The sequence below is a fragment of the Streptomyces sp. NPDC048295 genome, assembly GCF_040652135.1.
Classification (GTDB): domain Bacteria; phylum Actinomycetota; class Actinomycetes; order Streptomycetales; family Streptomycetaceae; genus Streptomyces.
In genome coordinates this window covers 137661-152718 of record NZ_JBEZLL010000020.1, presented here as the reverse complement: position 1 = coordinate 152718, position 15058 = coordinate 137661, and the positions used below count along the sequence as shown (strand labels likewise).

General features: G+C 70.7%; 15 protein-coding genes. 7 read left to right on the top strand and 8 right to left on the bottom strand.

The window, feature by feature from the left end:
• Positions 1-4: 4 nt before the first annotated feature.
• Complete coding sequence (locus AB0D53_RS27385; RefSeq protein ID WP_362451227.1) at positions 5-1417, bottom strand: ArsA family ATPase; 1413 nt, start codon at positions 1415-1417, stop codon at positions 5-7.
• Entirely contained in the window at positions 1414-2400 is a 987-nt protein-coding gene (locus tag AB0D53_RS27380; protein WP_362451225.1) for an ArsA-related P-loop ATPase, read from the bottom strand. Before AB0D53_RS27380 ends, AB0D53_RS27385 begins: the two co-directional genes overlap by 4 nt.
• A gap of 71 nt (positions 2401-2471) precedes the next feature.
• Here AB0D53_RS27380 and AB0D53_RS27375 point away from each other — a divergent pair, with 71 nt between their 5' ends.
• The 4 genes from AB0D53_RS27375 (at position 2472) to AB0D53_RS27360 (ending at position 5000) form a co-directional block, all read left to right on the top strand.
• Complete coding sequence (locus AB0D53_RS27375) at positions 2472-2630, top strand: DUF4177 domain-containing protein (RefSeq protein ID WP_003967454.1); 159 nt, start codon at positions 2472-2474, stop codon at positions 2628-2630.
• Entirely contained in the window at positions 2630-3100 is a 471-nt protein-coding gene (locus AB0D53_RS27370; RefSeq protein ID WP_362451222.1) for a RidA family protein, read from the top strand. Before AB0D53_RS27375 ends, AB0D53_RS27370 begins: the two co-directional genes overlap by 1 nt.
• 182 nt (positions 3101-3282) lie before the next feature.
• On the top strand, positions 3283-4173 hold the full coding sequence (locus tag AB0D53_RS27365; RefSeq protein WP_362451220.1) for an NUDIX hydrolase: 891 nt from the start codon (positions 3283-3285) through the stop codon (positions 4171-4173).
• Complete coding sequence (locus AB0D53_RS27360) at positions 4170-5000, top strand: MBL fold metallo-hydrolase (RefSeq protein WP_362451218.1); 831 nt, start codon at positions 4170-4172, stop codon at positions 4998-5000. The genes AB0D53_RS27365 and AB0D53_RS27360 overlap by 4 nt, the downstream gene beginning before the upstream one ends.
• A 69-nt stretch (positions 5001-5069) precedes the next feature.
• Here AB0D53_RS27360 and AB0D53_RS27355 read toward each other — a convergent pair whose 3' ends face one another.
• Positions 5070-5744, bottom strand: a complete 675-nt coding sequence (locus tag AB0D53_RS27355; RefSeq protein ID WP_014046869.1) for a Crp/Fnr family transcriptional regulator — start codon at positions 5742-5744, stop codon at positions 5070-5072.
• Positions 5745-6057: 313 nt separating this feature from the next.
• Here AB0D53_RS27355 and nth point away from each other — a divergent pair, with 313 nt between their 5' ends.
• The 3 genes from nth to AB0D53_RS27340 all read left to right on the top strand — a co-directional run bounded on the left by nth (position 6058) and on the right by AB0D53_RS27340 (position 9180).
• Positions 6058-6879, top strand: coding sequence for an endonuclease III (nth, locus tag AB0D53_RS27350; RefSeq protein ID WP_362451216.1), 822 nt, complete (start codon positions 6058-6060; stop codon positions 6877-6879).
• Positions 6880-7156: 277 nt separating this feature from the next.
• The gene (locus AB0D53_RS27345; protein ID WP_362451214.1) at positions 7157-7885 is read left to right on the top strand and encodes a CoA pyrophosphatase; all 729 of its coding nucleotides are present in this window, start codon (positions 7157-7159) and stop codon (positions 7883-7885) included.
• An 89-nt stretch (positions 7886-7974) separates the two neighbouring features.
• A complete protein-coding gene (locus AB0D53_RS27340; RefSeq protein ID WP_362451211.1) occupies positions 7975-9180 on the top strand; it encodes a MarP family serine protease in 1206 nt (401 codons plus the stop codon).
• A 201-nt stretch (positions 9181-9381) separates the two neighbouring features.
• Here the strand turns inward: AB0D53_RS27340 and AB0D53_RS27335 are convergent, their stop codons facing one another.
• From AB0D53_RS27335 to acs, 5 genes are all read right to left on the bottom strand, one after another.
• Entirely contained in the window at positions 9382-9585 is a 204-nt protein-coding gene (locus AB0D53_RS27335; protein ID WP_362451209.1) for a hypothetical protein, read from the bottom strand.
• 106 nt (positions 9586-9691) lie between these two features.
• Positions 9692-10795, bottom strand: coding sequence for an alpha/beta hydrolase (locus AB0D53_RS27330; RefSeq protein ID WP_362451207.1), 1104 nt, complete (start codon positions 10793-10795; stop codon positions 9692-9694).
• Positions 10792-11325: a phage holin family protein gene (locus AB0D53_RS27325; RefSeq protein ID WP_362451205.1), complete on the bottom strand. Its 534-nt coding sequence runs from the start codon at positions 11323-11325 to the stop codon at positions 10792-10794. The genes AB0D53_RS27330 and AB0D53_RS27325 overlap by 4 nt, the downstream gene beginning before the upstream one ends.
• 47 nt (positions 11326-11372) lie before the next feature.
• Complete coding sequence (gene nhaA, locus AB0D53_RS27320) at positions 11373-12788, bottom strand: Na+/H+ antiporter NhaA (protein WP_362451203.1); 1416 nt, start codon at positions 12786-12788, stop codon at positions 11373-11375.
• 243 nt (positions 12789-13031) lie between these two features.
• On the bottom strand, positions 13032-15029 hold the full coding sequence (gene acs / locus AB0D53_RS27315; RefSeq protein WP_362451201.1) for an acetate--CoA ligase: 1998 nt from the start codon (positions 15027-15029) through the stop codon (positions 13032-13034).
• Positions 15030-15058 lie beyond the last annotated feature (29 nt).

Below are 15058 nucleotides of genomic sequence, written 5' to 3'. Positions count from 1 at the left end.
GCGGTTACTCAGCTCCGGCCGGGACGGAACCGGTCGCGAGCCGGTCCCCTACGGCCCGAAGTCCTTCGAGGTCGTGTACGTCACCGGGCAGCGCGGCCACTTCGGTCACGGCGACCTCGGGGTGCAGCGCGGTGAAGCGGTCACGTGTGCGCTGTTCGCGCGCGACCACCTGCATCCGTTCGGCGTGCAGCCGCAACAGACCTGCGGTCAGCTCCTCGACGGAGGGGGTTCCGGGGGTATCGGGAACGTGTCCCGGCGTCGGCTCGCGGTCTTCGGTGTCCTCGTGCTCGGAGTCGTGGGGCGTGGCGTCGGGGGTGGTGTCCGGTGTGGGAACGGCCGCGGGGGAGTCGGCCGACCGGTCGGCCGGGTCACGAAGTCCAGCCTTCCCGGTCGTCTGATCCACAATGCCGACCCCGTCAAGATTTTCTGCGGCGGCCAGGGCCTGCTCGGCGGAGAGCCGGGCGGCATCGCTGCCGTGGACCCGGTTCAGCACCAGTCCGGCCAGCGGCATCTTCTCCGCGGCCAGCCGTTCCACGAAGTACGCCGCCTCGCGCAGCGCGTCCCGCTCCGGTGTCGCGACGACGAGGAACGCCGTACCGGGCGCCTGGAGCAGTCGGTACGTGGCGTCGGCCCGGGTACGGAATCCGCCGAACATGGTGTCCATCGCCGCGACGAAGGTCTGTACGTCGCGCAGGAACTGACCGCCGAGCAGTTTTCCCAGGGTGCCGGTCATCATCGACATGCCGACGTTCAGGAACTTCATCCCCGCCCGGCCGCCCATCTTCGCCGGAGCCATCAGCAGCTTGATGAACTTTCCGTCCAGGAACGAACCGAGCCGCTTCGGCGCGTCCAGGAAGTCCAGCGCGGAGCGCGACGGAGGGGTGTCGACGATGATCAGGTCCCACTCGTTGCGCGCTCTCAGCTGCCCGAGCTTCTCCATCGCCATGTACTCCTGCGTGCCCGCGAAACCGGCAGACAGGGACTGGTAGAAGGGGTTCTCCAGGATCGCGCGGGCCCGCTCGCCGTCCGCGTGCGCCTCGACGATCTCGTCGAAGGTCCGCTTCATGTCGAGCATCATGGCGTGCAGTTCCCCGGCGCCGTCGCCCTCGATGCCCGGCACCCGGCGCGGGATGTTGTCCAGCGAGTCGATGCCCATGGACTGGGCGAGTCTGCGGGCCGGGTCGATGGTGAGCACGACGACCTTGCGGCCGCGCTCGGCCGCCCGCACGCCCAGGGCCGCCGCGGTCGTGGTCTTGCCGACGCCACCCGAACCGCAGCACACGACGATCCGGATGTCGGGGTCGTCGAGGAGTGCGTCGGCGTCCAGCGCGGGCGCGGAAGCCGGCGCGGAGGTGGAACCGGACGCGGAGGATCCGGTCGGGTCCGTCTTCGTGGCCGCGTCCGTGCGCTGTGTCATGCATCCACCCCTTGTCCCGCCCCTTCGCCCACGCCCTGCTTGCGGAGCTCGGTCGCCAGGTCGTAGAGACCGGCCGGGTCCATCCCCTCACCGATCAAAGGGAGTTCGTACCCCGGAAGCTCCAGGTCCGCGAGGACGGCGCGCTGCTCGCGCTCCAGCTCGACTCGCTGGGCGTGCTCGGCCGCCTGCTCGACCAGGGGACGCACGAGCCCCGCGGACCCCGTCACCCCCGCCTTCGTCAGCGCCTTGGCGATCTCCTTGCGGCGGCCGCCCGCGGCGGTGCGCAGGGCGTCCTCGTCCAGCAGATGGGGCCGCACCATGTTCACGATGACCCGGCCCACCGGCAGTTCGGCGGCGCGCAGCTCCGCGATGCCGTCCGCGGTCTCCTGGACCGGCATCTCCTCCAGCAGCGTCACCAGATGGACGGCGGTCTCCGGGGACTTCAGCACCCGCATCACGGCCTGGGCCTGATTGTGTATGGGGCCGATCCTGGCCAGCCCCGCCACCTCGTCGTTCACATTGAGGAAGCGGGTGACGCGCCCGGTGGGCGGGGCATCCATGATCACGTAGTCGTAGACGAACCGGTTCTGCTTGTCCTTGCGGCGTACGGCTTCGCAGGCCTTGCCGGTCAGCAGCACGTCCCGCACGCCGGGCGCGATCGTGGTGGCGAAGTCGATCGCGCCGAGCTTCTTGAGCGCCCGGCCCGCGCTGCCCAGCTTGTAGAACATCTGGAGGTAGTCGAGAAGGGCGCGCTCGGCGTCGATCGCGAGGGCGTACACCTCGCCGCCGCCCGGTGCGACGGCGATCTTGCGCTCCTCGTACGGGAGGGACTCCGTCTCGAAGAGCTGGGCGATGCCCTGCCTGCCCTCGACCTCCACGAGAAGGGTGCGCTTGCCCTCGGTCGCGAGGGCAAGCGCGAGGGCGGCGGCGACCGTGGTCTTACCGGTACCGCCCTTGCCGCTGACGACCTGGAACCTGCTCACGTATTCGAGCCTAACCAGTCGCGCCGCAGGCTACGCACGAGGCCGTGCGTGCCAGGTATTACAGTCGGGCCATGACCAAGTGGGAATACGCGACCGTGCCCCTTCTCGTGCACGCGACCAAGCAGATTCTGGACACCTGGGGCGAGGACGGCTGGGAGCTGGTCCAGGTCGTTCCCGGCCCGAACAACCCCGAGCAGCTCGTGGCCTACCTGAAGCGGGAGAAGGCGTAGTGGCGGGCGCCGTCGAGGCGAAGCTCGCCGAACTCGGGCTGACGCTGCCGGACGTCGTACCGCCGCTGGCCTCGTACCAGCCGGCCGTGCAGTCGGGGGTGTACGTCTACACCTCCGGCCAGCTGCCGATGGTGGACGGAAAGCTCGCGGTCACCGGCAAGGTCGGTGCCGAGGTCACGCCCGACGAGGCCAAGGAACTGGCGAGGACCTGCGCGCTCAACGCGCTGGCCGCCGTGAAGTCCGTCGCGGGCGACCTGGACCGGATCGCGCGGGTGGTGAAGGTCGTGGGCTTCGTCGCCTCGGCGTCCGACTTCACCGGACAGCCCGCCGTGATCAACGGCGCCAGCGAGCTGCTGGGCGCGGTGCTCGGCGACAAGGGCGTGCACGCGCGCAGCGCGGTGGGCGTCGCGGTGCTGCCGCTGGACGCACCGGTGGAGGTCGAGGTCCAGGTCGAGCTGGCCGGGGCCTAGGGATTCGGGTTCTGCACCGCTTTTCCGATCCCGTCCGGTCGTCACGACCGGACGGGATCGTCCGTTTACGGGGCCGTGCGCGGCATCTGTGAACCGATGTGACGCTCGGACCCGGTATGCCTGCCGATGCGCTTCTCCAAGCACCTCTCGAACATCGGCGCGGTTCCGGATAGCCTCCGGCCATGTCCAATGGTCAGTGGTACCCACCGGAATGGCCCGACCGGATCCGGGCACTCGCCGCAGGTGAGCTGACGGCCGCGACCCCGAAGCGGGCCGCCACGGTGATGCTGCTCCGGGACTCCGCCGCCGACACCGGGGGCGGTCCCGCCGTCCACATGCTGCGCCGCCGCGCCTCCATGGCTTTTGCCGGCGGCGCGTACGCCTATCCGGGTGGCGGGGTCGACCCGCGCGACGACGACCGGCTCGTCGGCTGGGCCGGGCCCGCGCTGGAGGTCTGGGCCGAGCGGCTCGGCGTGGGGACCCCGGCCGAGGCCCAGGCCATCGTCTGCGCGGCGGTCCGCGAGACGTACGAGGAGGCGGGTGTCCTCCTCGCGGGTCCGGGCCCGGGCACGGTGGTCGGCGACATCACCGGCGCCGGCTGGGAGGCGGACCGGGAGGCGTTGGTCGCCCGGGAACTGTCCTTCGCCGAGTTCCTGGACCGGCGCGGGCTGGTGCTGCGCTCGGATCTGCTGGGTGCCTGGGCGCGCTGGATCACCCCCGAGTTCGAGCCCCGCCGTTACGACACCTGGTTCTTCGTCGCCGCGCTCCCCGAGGGCCAGCGCACCCGCAACGCCTCCACGGAGGCCGACCGCACGGTGTGGATCCGGCCCGGCGAGGCGGCCGACGGATACGACAGGGGCGAGCTGCTGATGATGCCGCCGACCGTGTCGACGCTCCGGGCGCTGAGGCCGTACGGGACGGCCGCAGAGGCCCTGAAGGCGGCGGATCACCAGGACCTCGCCCCCGTGCTGGCACAGGCGCGGCTGGAGGGTGACGAGTTGGTGCTGAGCTGGCCGGGGCACGAGGAGTTCACCAAGCACATCCCGGGCGGCGTGGGCGGCGATGCCGTATGACCGGGGCCGCAGCCCTTCCGGGGCAGCCGCGCGGCGGGGTCCTGTCCGGACCCGCCACCAGCCGTGCCGTCAACGTCCTCGCCCCCAACGCCTCGCCGATGACGCTGGACGGCACCAACACCTGGATCCTGGCCGAGCCCGGCTCCGATCTCGCGGTGGTCATCGACCCGGGCCCGCTGGACGACACGCATCTGCGGGCCGTCATCGAGACCGCCGAGCGGGCCGGCCGCCGGATCGCGCTCACCCTGCTCACCCATGGGCACCCCGACCACGCGGAGGGCGCGGCGCGGTTCGCCGAGCTGACCCGTACGAAGGTGCGTGCCCTGGACCCGGCGCTGCGGCTGGGCGACGAGGGGCTGACCGCGGGCGATGTGATCACCACCGGCGGCCTGGAGCTGCGGGTCGTGCCGACCCCCGGGCACACCGCGGACTCGCTCTCCTTCCATCTGCCCGCCGACCGGGCGGTACTGACGGGGGACACGATCCTGGGGCGCGGTACCACCATGGTCGCGCATCCGGACGGGCGGCTCGGCGACTACCTCGACTCGCTGCGCAGGCTGCGCTCGCTGACCGTCGACGACGGCGTGCACACGGTGCTGCCGGGGCACGGCCCGGTGCTGGACGACGCACAGGGCGCGGTCGAGTTCTACCTCGCGCACCGCGCGCACCGGCTGGCCCAGGTGGAGACGGCCGTCGAGGCGGGGCACCGTTCGGCGTCGGAGGTGGTGGAGCAGGTGTACGCGGACGTGGACCGGTCCCTGTGGCCCGCCGCGGAACTCTCGGTGCTGGCTCAGCTGGAGTACCTGGGCGAGCACGGGCTGATCTGATCCGCGGCACGAGCACGGGAAGGCCCCGCCGGGCGGGGCCTTCCACGTCGTGAGGGGGAGGTGTCCGGGCTAGCGGGACCGCTTCGCCAGGCGCTCCACGTCCAGCAGGATCACGGCGCGCGCCTCCAGGCGCAGCCAGCCGCGGCCGGCGAAGTCGGCGAGCGCCTTGTTGACCGTCTCGCGGGAGGCGCCGACCAGCTGGGCCAGCTCTTCCTGGGTCAGGTCGTGGACGACGTGGATGCCTTCCTCCGACTGGACGCCGAAGCGGCGCGACAGGTCGAGGAGGGCGCGGGCGACACGGCCCGGCACGTCGGAGAAGACCAGGTCGGACATCTGGTCGTTGGTCTTGCGCAGGCGGCGGGCGACGGCGCGCAGCAGGGCCGTGGCCACCTCGGGGCGGGCGTTCAGCCAGGGCTGGAGGTCGCCGTGGCCCAGGCCGAGGAGCTTGACCTCGGTCAGCGCGGTCGCGGTGGCGGTGCGGGGGCCCGGGTCGAAGAGCGACAGCTCGCCGATCAGCTCGCCGGGGCCGAGGACGGCCAGCATGTTCTCGCGTCCGTCGGGCGAGGTGCGGTGGAGCTTCACCTTGCCCTCGGTGACCACGTAGAGGCGGTCGCCCGGGTCGCCCTCGTGGAAGAGCGCGTCGCCGCGTGCGAGGGTCACCTCACTCATCGAGGCGCGGAGCTCCGCGGCCTGCTCATCATCGAGCGCCGCGAAAAGCGGGGCGCGCCGCAGAACGTCGTCCACGAGTTCTCTCCTTGTCGGCCTGTTCAGGGAACCGTGGTCCCCATCATGCCGGACGGTAAAACAGTGCGATCAATCACAAACCAGTTTGACGCACGGGCGTGCCGATCCGAGCGGCAGGGGGCCGATTGGGGGCGGATACACGGTGACAGGCGCGGATGTCGGTGTGTGGCTCTAGGCTGGCCGGGTGTCCAAATCGCCGGTGAGAGTGCAGGCCAAGGGGGCTGATGGGGTGTCGGAAGGCCGTGATTCCGCTGTGGGCGAACAGGGTGCGATTCGCCCGAAAAAAGCGACAAAACGCCCCGCGGGGGAGGCGGTGAAACGCCCCGGGAAGGCGAAGGCAGCGGGAGCGGGAGCGGGAGCGGGGTGGAAGCCGGAATCACGTCTGGCGATGGTGCGCCGCGCCCGCAGGATCAACCGCGAGCTCGCCGAGCTCTACCCGTACGCCCACCCCGAGCTGGACTTCAGGAACCCCTTCGAGCTCCTGGTCGCCACGGTCCTCTCCGCCCAGACCACCGATCTGAGGGTCAACCAGACCACTCCCGCGCTCTTCGCCGCCTACCCCACCCCCGAGGACATGGCGGCGGCCGTCCCGGAGGAGATGGAGGAGCTCATCCGGCCGACCGGATTCTTCCGGGCCAAGACCAAGTCGCTGATAGGCCTTTCCGTGGCGCTCAGGGACAATTTCGGCGGTGAGGTGCCGGGCCGGCTCGCCGATCTCGTCACGCTTCCGGGGGTCGGCCGCAAGACCGCCAATGTCGTGCTGGGCAATGCCTTCGGTGTCCCCGGGATCACCGTCGACACCCATTTCGGCCGCCTGGTCCGGCGCTGGCGGTGGACGGAGCAGGAGGATCCGGAGAAGGTCGAGGCCGAGATCGCCGCGATCTTCCCCAAGAGCGAGTGGACGATGCTCTCGCACCGGGTCGTCTTCCACGGCCGCCGGATCTGCCATGCCCGCAAGCCCGCATGCGGCGCCTGCCCGATCGCCCCGCTCTGCCCCGCGTACGGCGAGGGCGAGACGGACCCGGAGAAGGCCCGGAAGCTGCTGAAGTACGAGATGGGCGGCCGGCCGGGGCAGCGGCTGAGCCCGCCGGCGGACTACCCCGGCAGGCCCGCGCCGCCCCTCGGGGCCGACTGAGCCGCGGCACACCGCTCCGGAGCCGACGCGCGCCGCCGGTTCCGGCACGGCCGGAACGAAATGCGTGACCACAGGCGTTGTGAGACGAGGGGTGCCTATGAAGACGCACGAACAGAGCACGGAACGCGGACAGAGCACAGAACGCGAACAGAACACGGCACGCGGACGCGGCAGCGAAGCGGCAGCCGCGCACGCGGCAGACAGATCTGCGGCGGCCACGCCCGCGGCCGGAAACCGGGCCGCAGCCGCAGCTGCGCCCACGGGATGCGGCCCGGCAGTGGTCAGTCCCGCGGCGGCGGTCGCGGCGGCCGCCGCAGCGGCCGGTGCCGGTGAGGACGCCGCGGTCACCGTCACGGACGAGGGCCTGCCCGCCTGGCTCGACCCCGTGGCCCGTGCCGCGCGGACGATCGAGCCCGACCAGCTCAGCCGCTTTCTGCCGCCGGAGAGCGGCGCCGGGCGGCAGTCCGCCGTGCTCGTGCTCTTCGGCGAGGGCGAGCGCGGCCCCGAGCTGCTGCTCATGGAGCGATCCGGGAGCCTGCGCTCCCACGCCGGGCAGCCGTCCTTCCCCGGCGGTTCCCTGGACCCGGAGGACGGCGACCAGGCGACGACGGGGCCGCTCAGGGCCGCTCTGCGGGAGGCCAGGGAGGAGACCGGCCTCGATCCGCGCGGGGTCCAGATCTTCGGCGTGCTGCCCCGGCTCTACATCCCCGTGAGCGGCTTCGTGGTGACGCCGGTCCTGGGCTGGTGGCGGTCGCCGAGTCCGGTCGGTGTCGTCGATCCGGGTGAGACGGCCCGGGTCTTCACCGTTCCCGTGGCGGATCTCACGGATCCGGCCAACCGCGCGACCACGGTCCATCCGAGCGGCCACCGAGGCCCGGCATTTCTGGTCGAATCCGCCTTGGTGTGGGGCTTCACGGCCGGAGTGATCGACCGCATTCTGCACTACGCGGGCTGGGAGCGCCCCTGGGACGCCGCCAAGCAGGTGCCGCTCGACTGGCGCGCATGACAGGCTGAGACCCCTGCTGCGCTGTCCGGCCCCGCCCGGACCCAGCCGAGGGAAACGGGCCCGGTGACGAATCTGTGAGGCTATAGACGGTGAACGTGCTGGACATCCTGCTGCTGGCCGGCGCCGTGTGGTTCGCGGTCATCGGCTACCGACAGGGGTTCGTCGTCGGCATCCTGTCGGTGATCGGGTTCCTGGGCGGCGGTCTCGTCGCCGTCTACCTGCTGCCGGTCCTGTGGGACCAGCTCACGAACGGCTCCGAGGTCTCGTCGACGGCCGCCGTCGTCGCCGTCGTCATCGTGATCGTCTGCGCCTCGGTGGGCCAGGCATTCACCACCCACCTCGGCAACAAGCTCCGCCGGTACATCACGTGGTCGCCCGCGCGCGCCCTCGACGCCACCGGCGGCGCCCTGGTCAACGTCGTCGCGATGCTGCTGGTCGCCTGGCTGATCGGCTCCGCGCTGGCCGGCACCTCGCTGCCGACGCTGGGCAAGGAGGTCCGCAGCTCGTCCGTCCTGCTCGGCATCTCCCGGGTGATGCCCACGCAGGCATCCACCTGGTTCACGGACTTCTCCTCGGTCCTTGCGCAGAACGGCTTCCCGCAGGTCTTCAGCCCGTTCGCCAACGAGCCGATCACCGAGGTCCAGGCCCCGGACCCGGCGCTGGTGGGCAGCCCCGTCGCGGCCCGCGCCAAGAAGTCCATCGTCAAGGTCGTCGGTACGGCCCCGAGCTGCGGCAAGGTCCTCGAAGGCACCGGCTTCGTCTTCTCCGACCGCCGGGTGATGACCAACGCACACGTCGTCGGCGGAGTCGACGAGCCGACCGTCCAGATCGGCGGCCAGGGCCGGCTGTACGACGCGAAGGTGGTCCTGTACGACTGGCAGCGCGACATCGCGGTGCTCGACGTACCGGATCTCGACGCGAAGCCGCTGCAGTTCGCCGACACCGACCACGACGCCCGGACGGGGGACAGCGCCATCGTCGCGGGCTTCCCGGAGAACGGCTCGTACGACGTACGGGCCGCGCGCGTCCGGGGCCGTATCGGCGCCAAGGGCCCGGACATCTACCGCCGGGGCACCGTCCGCCGCGATGTGTACTCGCTCTTCGCGACGGTCCGTCAGGGCAACTCCGGCGGCCCGCTGCTGACCCCTGCCGGCCAGGTGTACGGCGTCGTCTTCGCCAAGTCGCTCGACGACCCCGAGACCGGCTACGCGCTGACGGCCGACGAGATCCGCCAGGACATCAAGCGCGGCCGCTCGGCCAACCAGCAGGTCGACAGCCAGGCGTGCGCGCTCTGAGCGCCTGCCCCTGAGCAGCCGGTCCCTGAGCGGTCACTGCCTGAGCAACCAGTACCTGAGCGGTCCGTACCCGAGCAGGCCCGCGCGCGAGTGGCCCGTGTGCGGCAGGGCGCGGGCGCAGCACGGCGTGCCGAGGCCCGGGAGAGCCGTGATGAAGACCCGCCCGGCCGGTGAGCGTTCACCGGCCGACCGGGGCGGAGGTCATCCGCGTGGATGGCGCAGCCGCGCCGAGACCCAGCGGGCCCGACGGCGCAGAATGCGCGGAATACCGAGCTGGGGATCATGCAGAACATGCATATCGAGCACCCGGCCCTGGGGGCCGCCCCCCTCATGAGCGCTCGAACCCGCCGTGGCGGTCGAGCGGCGATTGCGTGCTGTGTCACCGAAGTCGTGCGTCCAGCCCATACCGGGACGTCTGCCCGTGCCTCATGGTCGGTAACCGCCCATCCGTCAGCCAATTGGCCTATGCGCCGGGCAATTGGCTGTTCGTCGGACAACTGTGCCCGTACAGCTACCGATCGGGCTCGGAATCCTTGAGCCAGCTGATGAGTTCGGCGGAGAACCCGGCCGGGTCCTCCTCGTGCGGGAAGTGCCCCAGACCGTCGAAAAGTCGCCAACGGTAAGGCGCTTCGACGTACTCGCCGGAGCCCGCCGAGCTCCGTGTGCGGATCGCCGGATCGAGTGAACCGTGAAGATGCAGCGTCGGTACCCGCACCGGCAGTTTCATACGCCGGTTGAACTGGATCCCGTCCGGACGGGCGAGGGAACGCACCATCCAGCGGTACGGCTCGATGGAGCAGTGCGCCGTCGACGGGATGCACATCGCGCGCCGGTAGACGTCCACCGTCGCGTCGTCGGGGAAGTCCGGGGTCCGGGGACCGGCCCATTCGTGGATCAGTCGGCCGACCAAGGCCGCGTCGTCCGCGACGAGCTGACGCTCCGGTACCCACGGGCGCTGGAAACCCCAGATGTACGAGCCGGCCCGGGACTGCGCGAAGTCGGAGAGCATCGAGGAGCGCCAGCGGCGCGGATGCGGCATCGAGGAGACCACGAGGCGGCGCACCAGCTTCGGCCGCATCACCGCGGCCGTCCAGGCGAGGTAGCCGCCCATGTCGTGGCCGACCAGGGCGGCGTCCGGTTCGCCGAGCGAGCGGATCACGCCGGTGATGTCGAGCGCCAGGTTGGCGGGGTCGTAACCCCGGGGCGTACGGTCGCTGCCGCCGACCCCGCGCAGATCCATCGCGACGGCCCGGAAACCGGCGTCGGCCAGCGCGGTGAGCTGGTGGCGCCAGGTCCACCAGAACTGCGGGAAGCCGTGCAGCAGCAGCACCAGCGGCCCCTCGCCGAGCTCGGCGATGTGGAAGCGGGCGCCGTTGGCCGCCACGTCCCGATGGGTCCACGGCCCTTCGATGCGTACGGGCCCGCCGAGGACGGAGGAGCCCGGTGAGGCAGGGCCCGGGGCCGCTGGGCCGTCCGAGCCCGGCCGGCTGTCCTTGCCCGCGGGGCCTGTTCCACCTGCCGGGCCCGCGGGATCGACCGGGCCTGCCGGATCTGCAGGGCCTACAGGATCTGCCGGACCTTCTGGGTCGAATGCGCTGGAATCGGGGACCGTCATGTGGACGAGCGTGCCACAGAGGAGGCCTTGTCCTGGACCGGAGCCTTCTCCATGGCGGTGCCCGCGAGCGTGCTGCCCGAGACGGCCGGACGGCTCGTTCCTGCCGTGACGGCGGGCCGCGGGTGCGGCTTGACGCCCTGCAGCACGGCCGCCGTCTGCTTGGCCGAGGCGATGGACTTCTCCGGCGGCTTCAGCTTCTTGAGCTTGGCCCGGCCGAACAGGAAGAGCAGCCCGGCCAGGACCCAGAACGCGACCCCCACGATCAGGAACGACCAGCCCAGCGCAAGCCCCAGACTGTGAATCCCGTATGCCGCAGCGAAGGAGAGCACGGGCACCGAGAACAGGGCCAGCACGCCCATGATGATCAACGCCGCGCTGCCGGTGACGCCGCGCTTTACGTCCTGTCGTACCTCGGCCTTGGCCAGGGCGATCTCGTCGTGCACCAGTGCGGACATCTCGGCTGTCGCCGCGGCGACCAGCTGCCCGAGACTGCGGTCGGCGCTGCCCGCGTTGTTGCCGGGGTCGCTCATCCCTGACTCCCTCTCCTGTTCTCCTGCTCAACACATCTGGTGTCAGATCATGCCGGACTGTCCGGCTCGTTGCTCGCTGCCCCCGCCAGTTGGGCAAGGCGGCGGTGCTCGGCCGCCTTCTTCTCGTGGATCGCGGCCATCCGCAGGTGGTACTCCGGATCGTCCTGCTCGTAGACGTCGGGCACCCCGTCCTCGTCCTCGTCGAGCTCCTCCGCCTCGTGCAGTGTCCGGTAGGTGCGTACCCGGAGTTTGAGCAGTACGGCGGCGACCGCGGCGGCCGTCAGGGAACCGAGCAGCACGGCGGCCTTGATCTCGTTGATCATGGCCTCGTCGCCGGCGAAGGCCAGCTCGCCGATGAGCAGCGAGACGGTGAAGCCGATCCCGGCGAGCGTGGCGACCGCGAAGACATCTGCCCAGGCCAGGTCCTTGTTCAGCTCCGCCTTGGTGAAGCGGGTGGCCAGCCACGTACCGCCGAAGATGCCCACGGTCTTGCCGACGACCAGGCCCAGGACGACACCGAGTGTCTCGGGCCGGGTGAAGACGTCCGCCAGGGCGCCGCCGGAGAGGGAGACACCGGCCGAGAAGAGGGCGAACAGCGGCACGGCGACACCGGCCGACAGCGGGCGGATCAGGTGCTCGATGTGCTCGCCGGGCGAGTGGGTCTCGCCCTCCCGGCGGGTGCAGCGGAGCATCAGGCCCATGGCGACACCGGCGATCGTGGCGTGGATGCCGCTGTTGTACATCAGGCCCCAGATGACCAGTGCGAGCGGTACGTAGATGTACCAGCCGCGCACGTTCCTGCGCAGCAGCAGCCAGAAGACGGCCAGCCCGATGAAGGCGCCGGTCAGCGCCATGAAGTCGATCTGCTCGGTGAAGAAGACCGCGATGATCAGGATGGCGAAGAGGTCGTCGACGACGGCGAGGGTCAGCAGGAAGGCGCGCAGCGCGTTCGGCAGCGAGGTGCCGATGACCGCGAGTACGGCGAGCGCGAAGGCGATGTCGGTGGCGGTGGGGACGGCCCAGCCGCCCGTCGAACCTCCGCCGACCACGTTCACCAGCGTGTAGACGACGGCCGGGACCACCATCCCGCACAGTGCGGCGACGACCGGGAGGGCGGCCGCCTTGGGATCGCGCAGTTCGCCCGCGACCAGCTCCCGCTTGAGCTCGACGCCCGCGACGAAGAAGAAGACCGCGAGCAGCCCGTCCGCCGCCCAGTGCGCCACCGAGAGGTTGAGGCCCAGCGACTCCGGCCCGAAGTGGAAGTCGCTGACGGCCCGGTAACCGGAATAGAAGGTGTTCGCCCACACCAGCGCGGCTATCGCGGCGACCAGAAGGATGACGCCGCCGACGGTCTCGGTGCGCAGGGCGTCGGCGAGGTAGTTCCGCTCGGGGAGGGAGAGCCGCCCTAGAAAGGTGCGGCGGGAGGAAGAAGGCGGTGCGGGGGTGGGGGTGGGCGCGGCCACAGGTGGAGACCTCCGGGTCGGTACGGCAGCGATGGCATGGCTGATGCACTTGCCGACCAGACTTCCCGGCACCCCTGTGGAATTTTCTTATTGCCTTATTGACGCAGTTGCCACTGTACCCGGGGCGTGCGGGGCTGTATCCGGTGATCTTCACCTTAAGTGCCCGAGGGGTATCCGGCGCGTTACCGGATACCCCTCGGGGACGTACTGCCGCTTGCTGCGGCCGGTGCTCGCAGACTGTGGTCAGTCCTCGGAGGGGGCCGACGGCAGCTGGGTCTGGATCAGGTCCATCACCGAGGAGTCACTCAGCGTGGTGACGTCTCCCACCTCGCGGTTCTCGGCGACATCGCGCAGCAGCCGGCGCATGATCTTGCCCGAGCGGGTCTTCGGCAGCTCGGCCACCGGCAGGACCCGCTTCGGCTTGGCGATCGGGCCGAGCGTGGCACCGACGTGGTTGCGCAGCTCGGCGACGAGCTCGTCGGAGGCGTCGGCCGTGCCGCGCAGGATCACGAAGGCGACGATGGACTGGCCGGTCGTCTCGTCGGCGGCACCGACCACGGCCGCCTCGGCGACCGCGGGGTGCGAGACGAGCGCCGACTCGACCTCGGTGGTCGAGATGTTGTGCCCGGACACGAGCATCACGTCGTCGACCCGGCCGAGCAGCCAGATGTCGCCGTCCTCGTCCTTCTTGGCACCGTCGCCCGCGAAGTACTTGCCCTCGAAGCGCGACCAGTAGGTGTCGATGAAGCGCTGGTCGTCGCCCCAGATGGTGCGGAGCATCGACGGCCACGGCTCGGTGAGGACGAGGTAGCCGCCCCCGCCGTTCGGAACCTCGTTGGCCTCGTCGTCGACGACCGTGGCCGAGATGCCGGGCAGGGCGCGCTGGGCGCTGCCCGGCTTGGTCTCCGTCACGCCCGGCAGCGGCGAGATCATCATCGCGCCGGTCTCGGTCTGCCACCAGGTGTCCACGATCGGGCACTTGTCGGCGCCGATGTGCTTGCGGTACCACACCCACGCCTCGGGGTTGATCGGCTCACCGACCGAACCGAGGATCCGCAGACTGCTCAGGTCGAACTTGGCGGGGATGTCGTCACCCCACTTCATGAACGTACGGATCGCGGTCGGCGCGGTGTAGAGGATCGTGACGCCGTACTTCTGCACGATCTCCCAGAAACGTCCCTGGTGGGGGGAGTCGGGCGTGCCCTCGTACATGACCTGCGTCGCACCGTTGGCCAGCGGGCCGTAGACGATGTACGAGTGGCCGGTCACCCAGCCGATGTCGGCGGTGCACCAGAAGACATCGGTCTCCGGCTTGAGGTCGAAGACCGCGTTGTGGGTGTACGCCGCCTGCGTCAGGTAGCCGCCGGAGGTGTGCAGGATGCCCTTCGGCTTACCCGTGGTGCCGGAGGTGTAGAGGATGAAGAGCGGCTGCTCCGCCTCGAAGGCCTCGGGGGTGTGCTCGGCGGACTGGCGGCCGGTGATCTCGTGCCACCAGACGTCGCGGCCCTCGGTCCATGCGGTGTCCTGGCCGGTGCGCCGCACCACGAGGACGTGCTCGACGCCGTCGATACGGGAGACGGCGTCGTCCACGGCGGGCTTGAGCGCGGACGGCTTGCCGCGGCGGTATCCACCGTCGGCGGTGATGACGACCTTGGCGTCCGCGTCCTGGATGCGGGCGGCGATGGCGTCGGCGGAGAAGCCGCCGAAGACCACCGAGTGGGCGGCGCCGATGCGGGCGCAGGCCAGCATCGCGATGGCCGCTTCGGGGATCATCGGCAGATAGACGGCGACCCGGTCGCCCTTGCCGACACCGAGCTCGCTGAGCGCGTTGGCGGCCCGGGAGACCTCGTCCTTGAGCTGTGCGTAGGTGATGGCGCGGCTGTCGCCGGGCTCACCCTCGAAGTGGATGGCGACCCGGTCGCCGTTGCCGGCCTCGACGTGACGGTCCACGCAGTTGTACGCGACGTTGAGCTTCCCGTCCGCGAACCACTTCGCGAAGGGCGGGTTGCTCCAGTCGAGCGTCTCGGTCGGCTCCGTGGCCCAGGTCAGGCGACGGGCCTGCTCGGCCCAGAAGCCCAGCCGGTCCGCCTCGGCCTGCTCGTACGCCTCCGCTTTGACGTTGGCATTGGCGGCCAGATCGGCAGGCGGTGCGAACCGCCGCTCCTCCTTGAGCAGATTGGCCAGGCTTTCGTTGCTCACGACATCTCCCATTCCCAGGGTGTCCGTTGTGTCCCGGGGCATAGCTCATCAGGCCAAAGGCCGGGTGACAA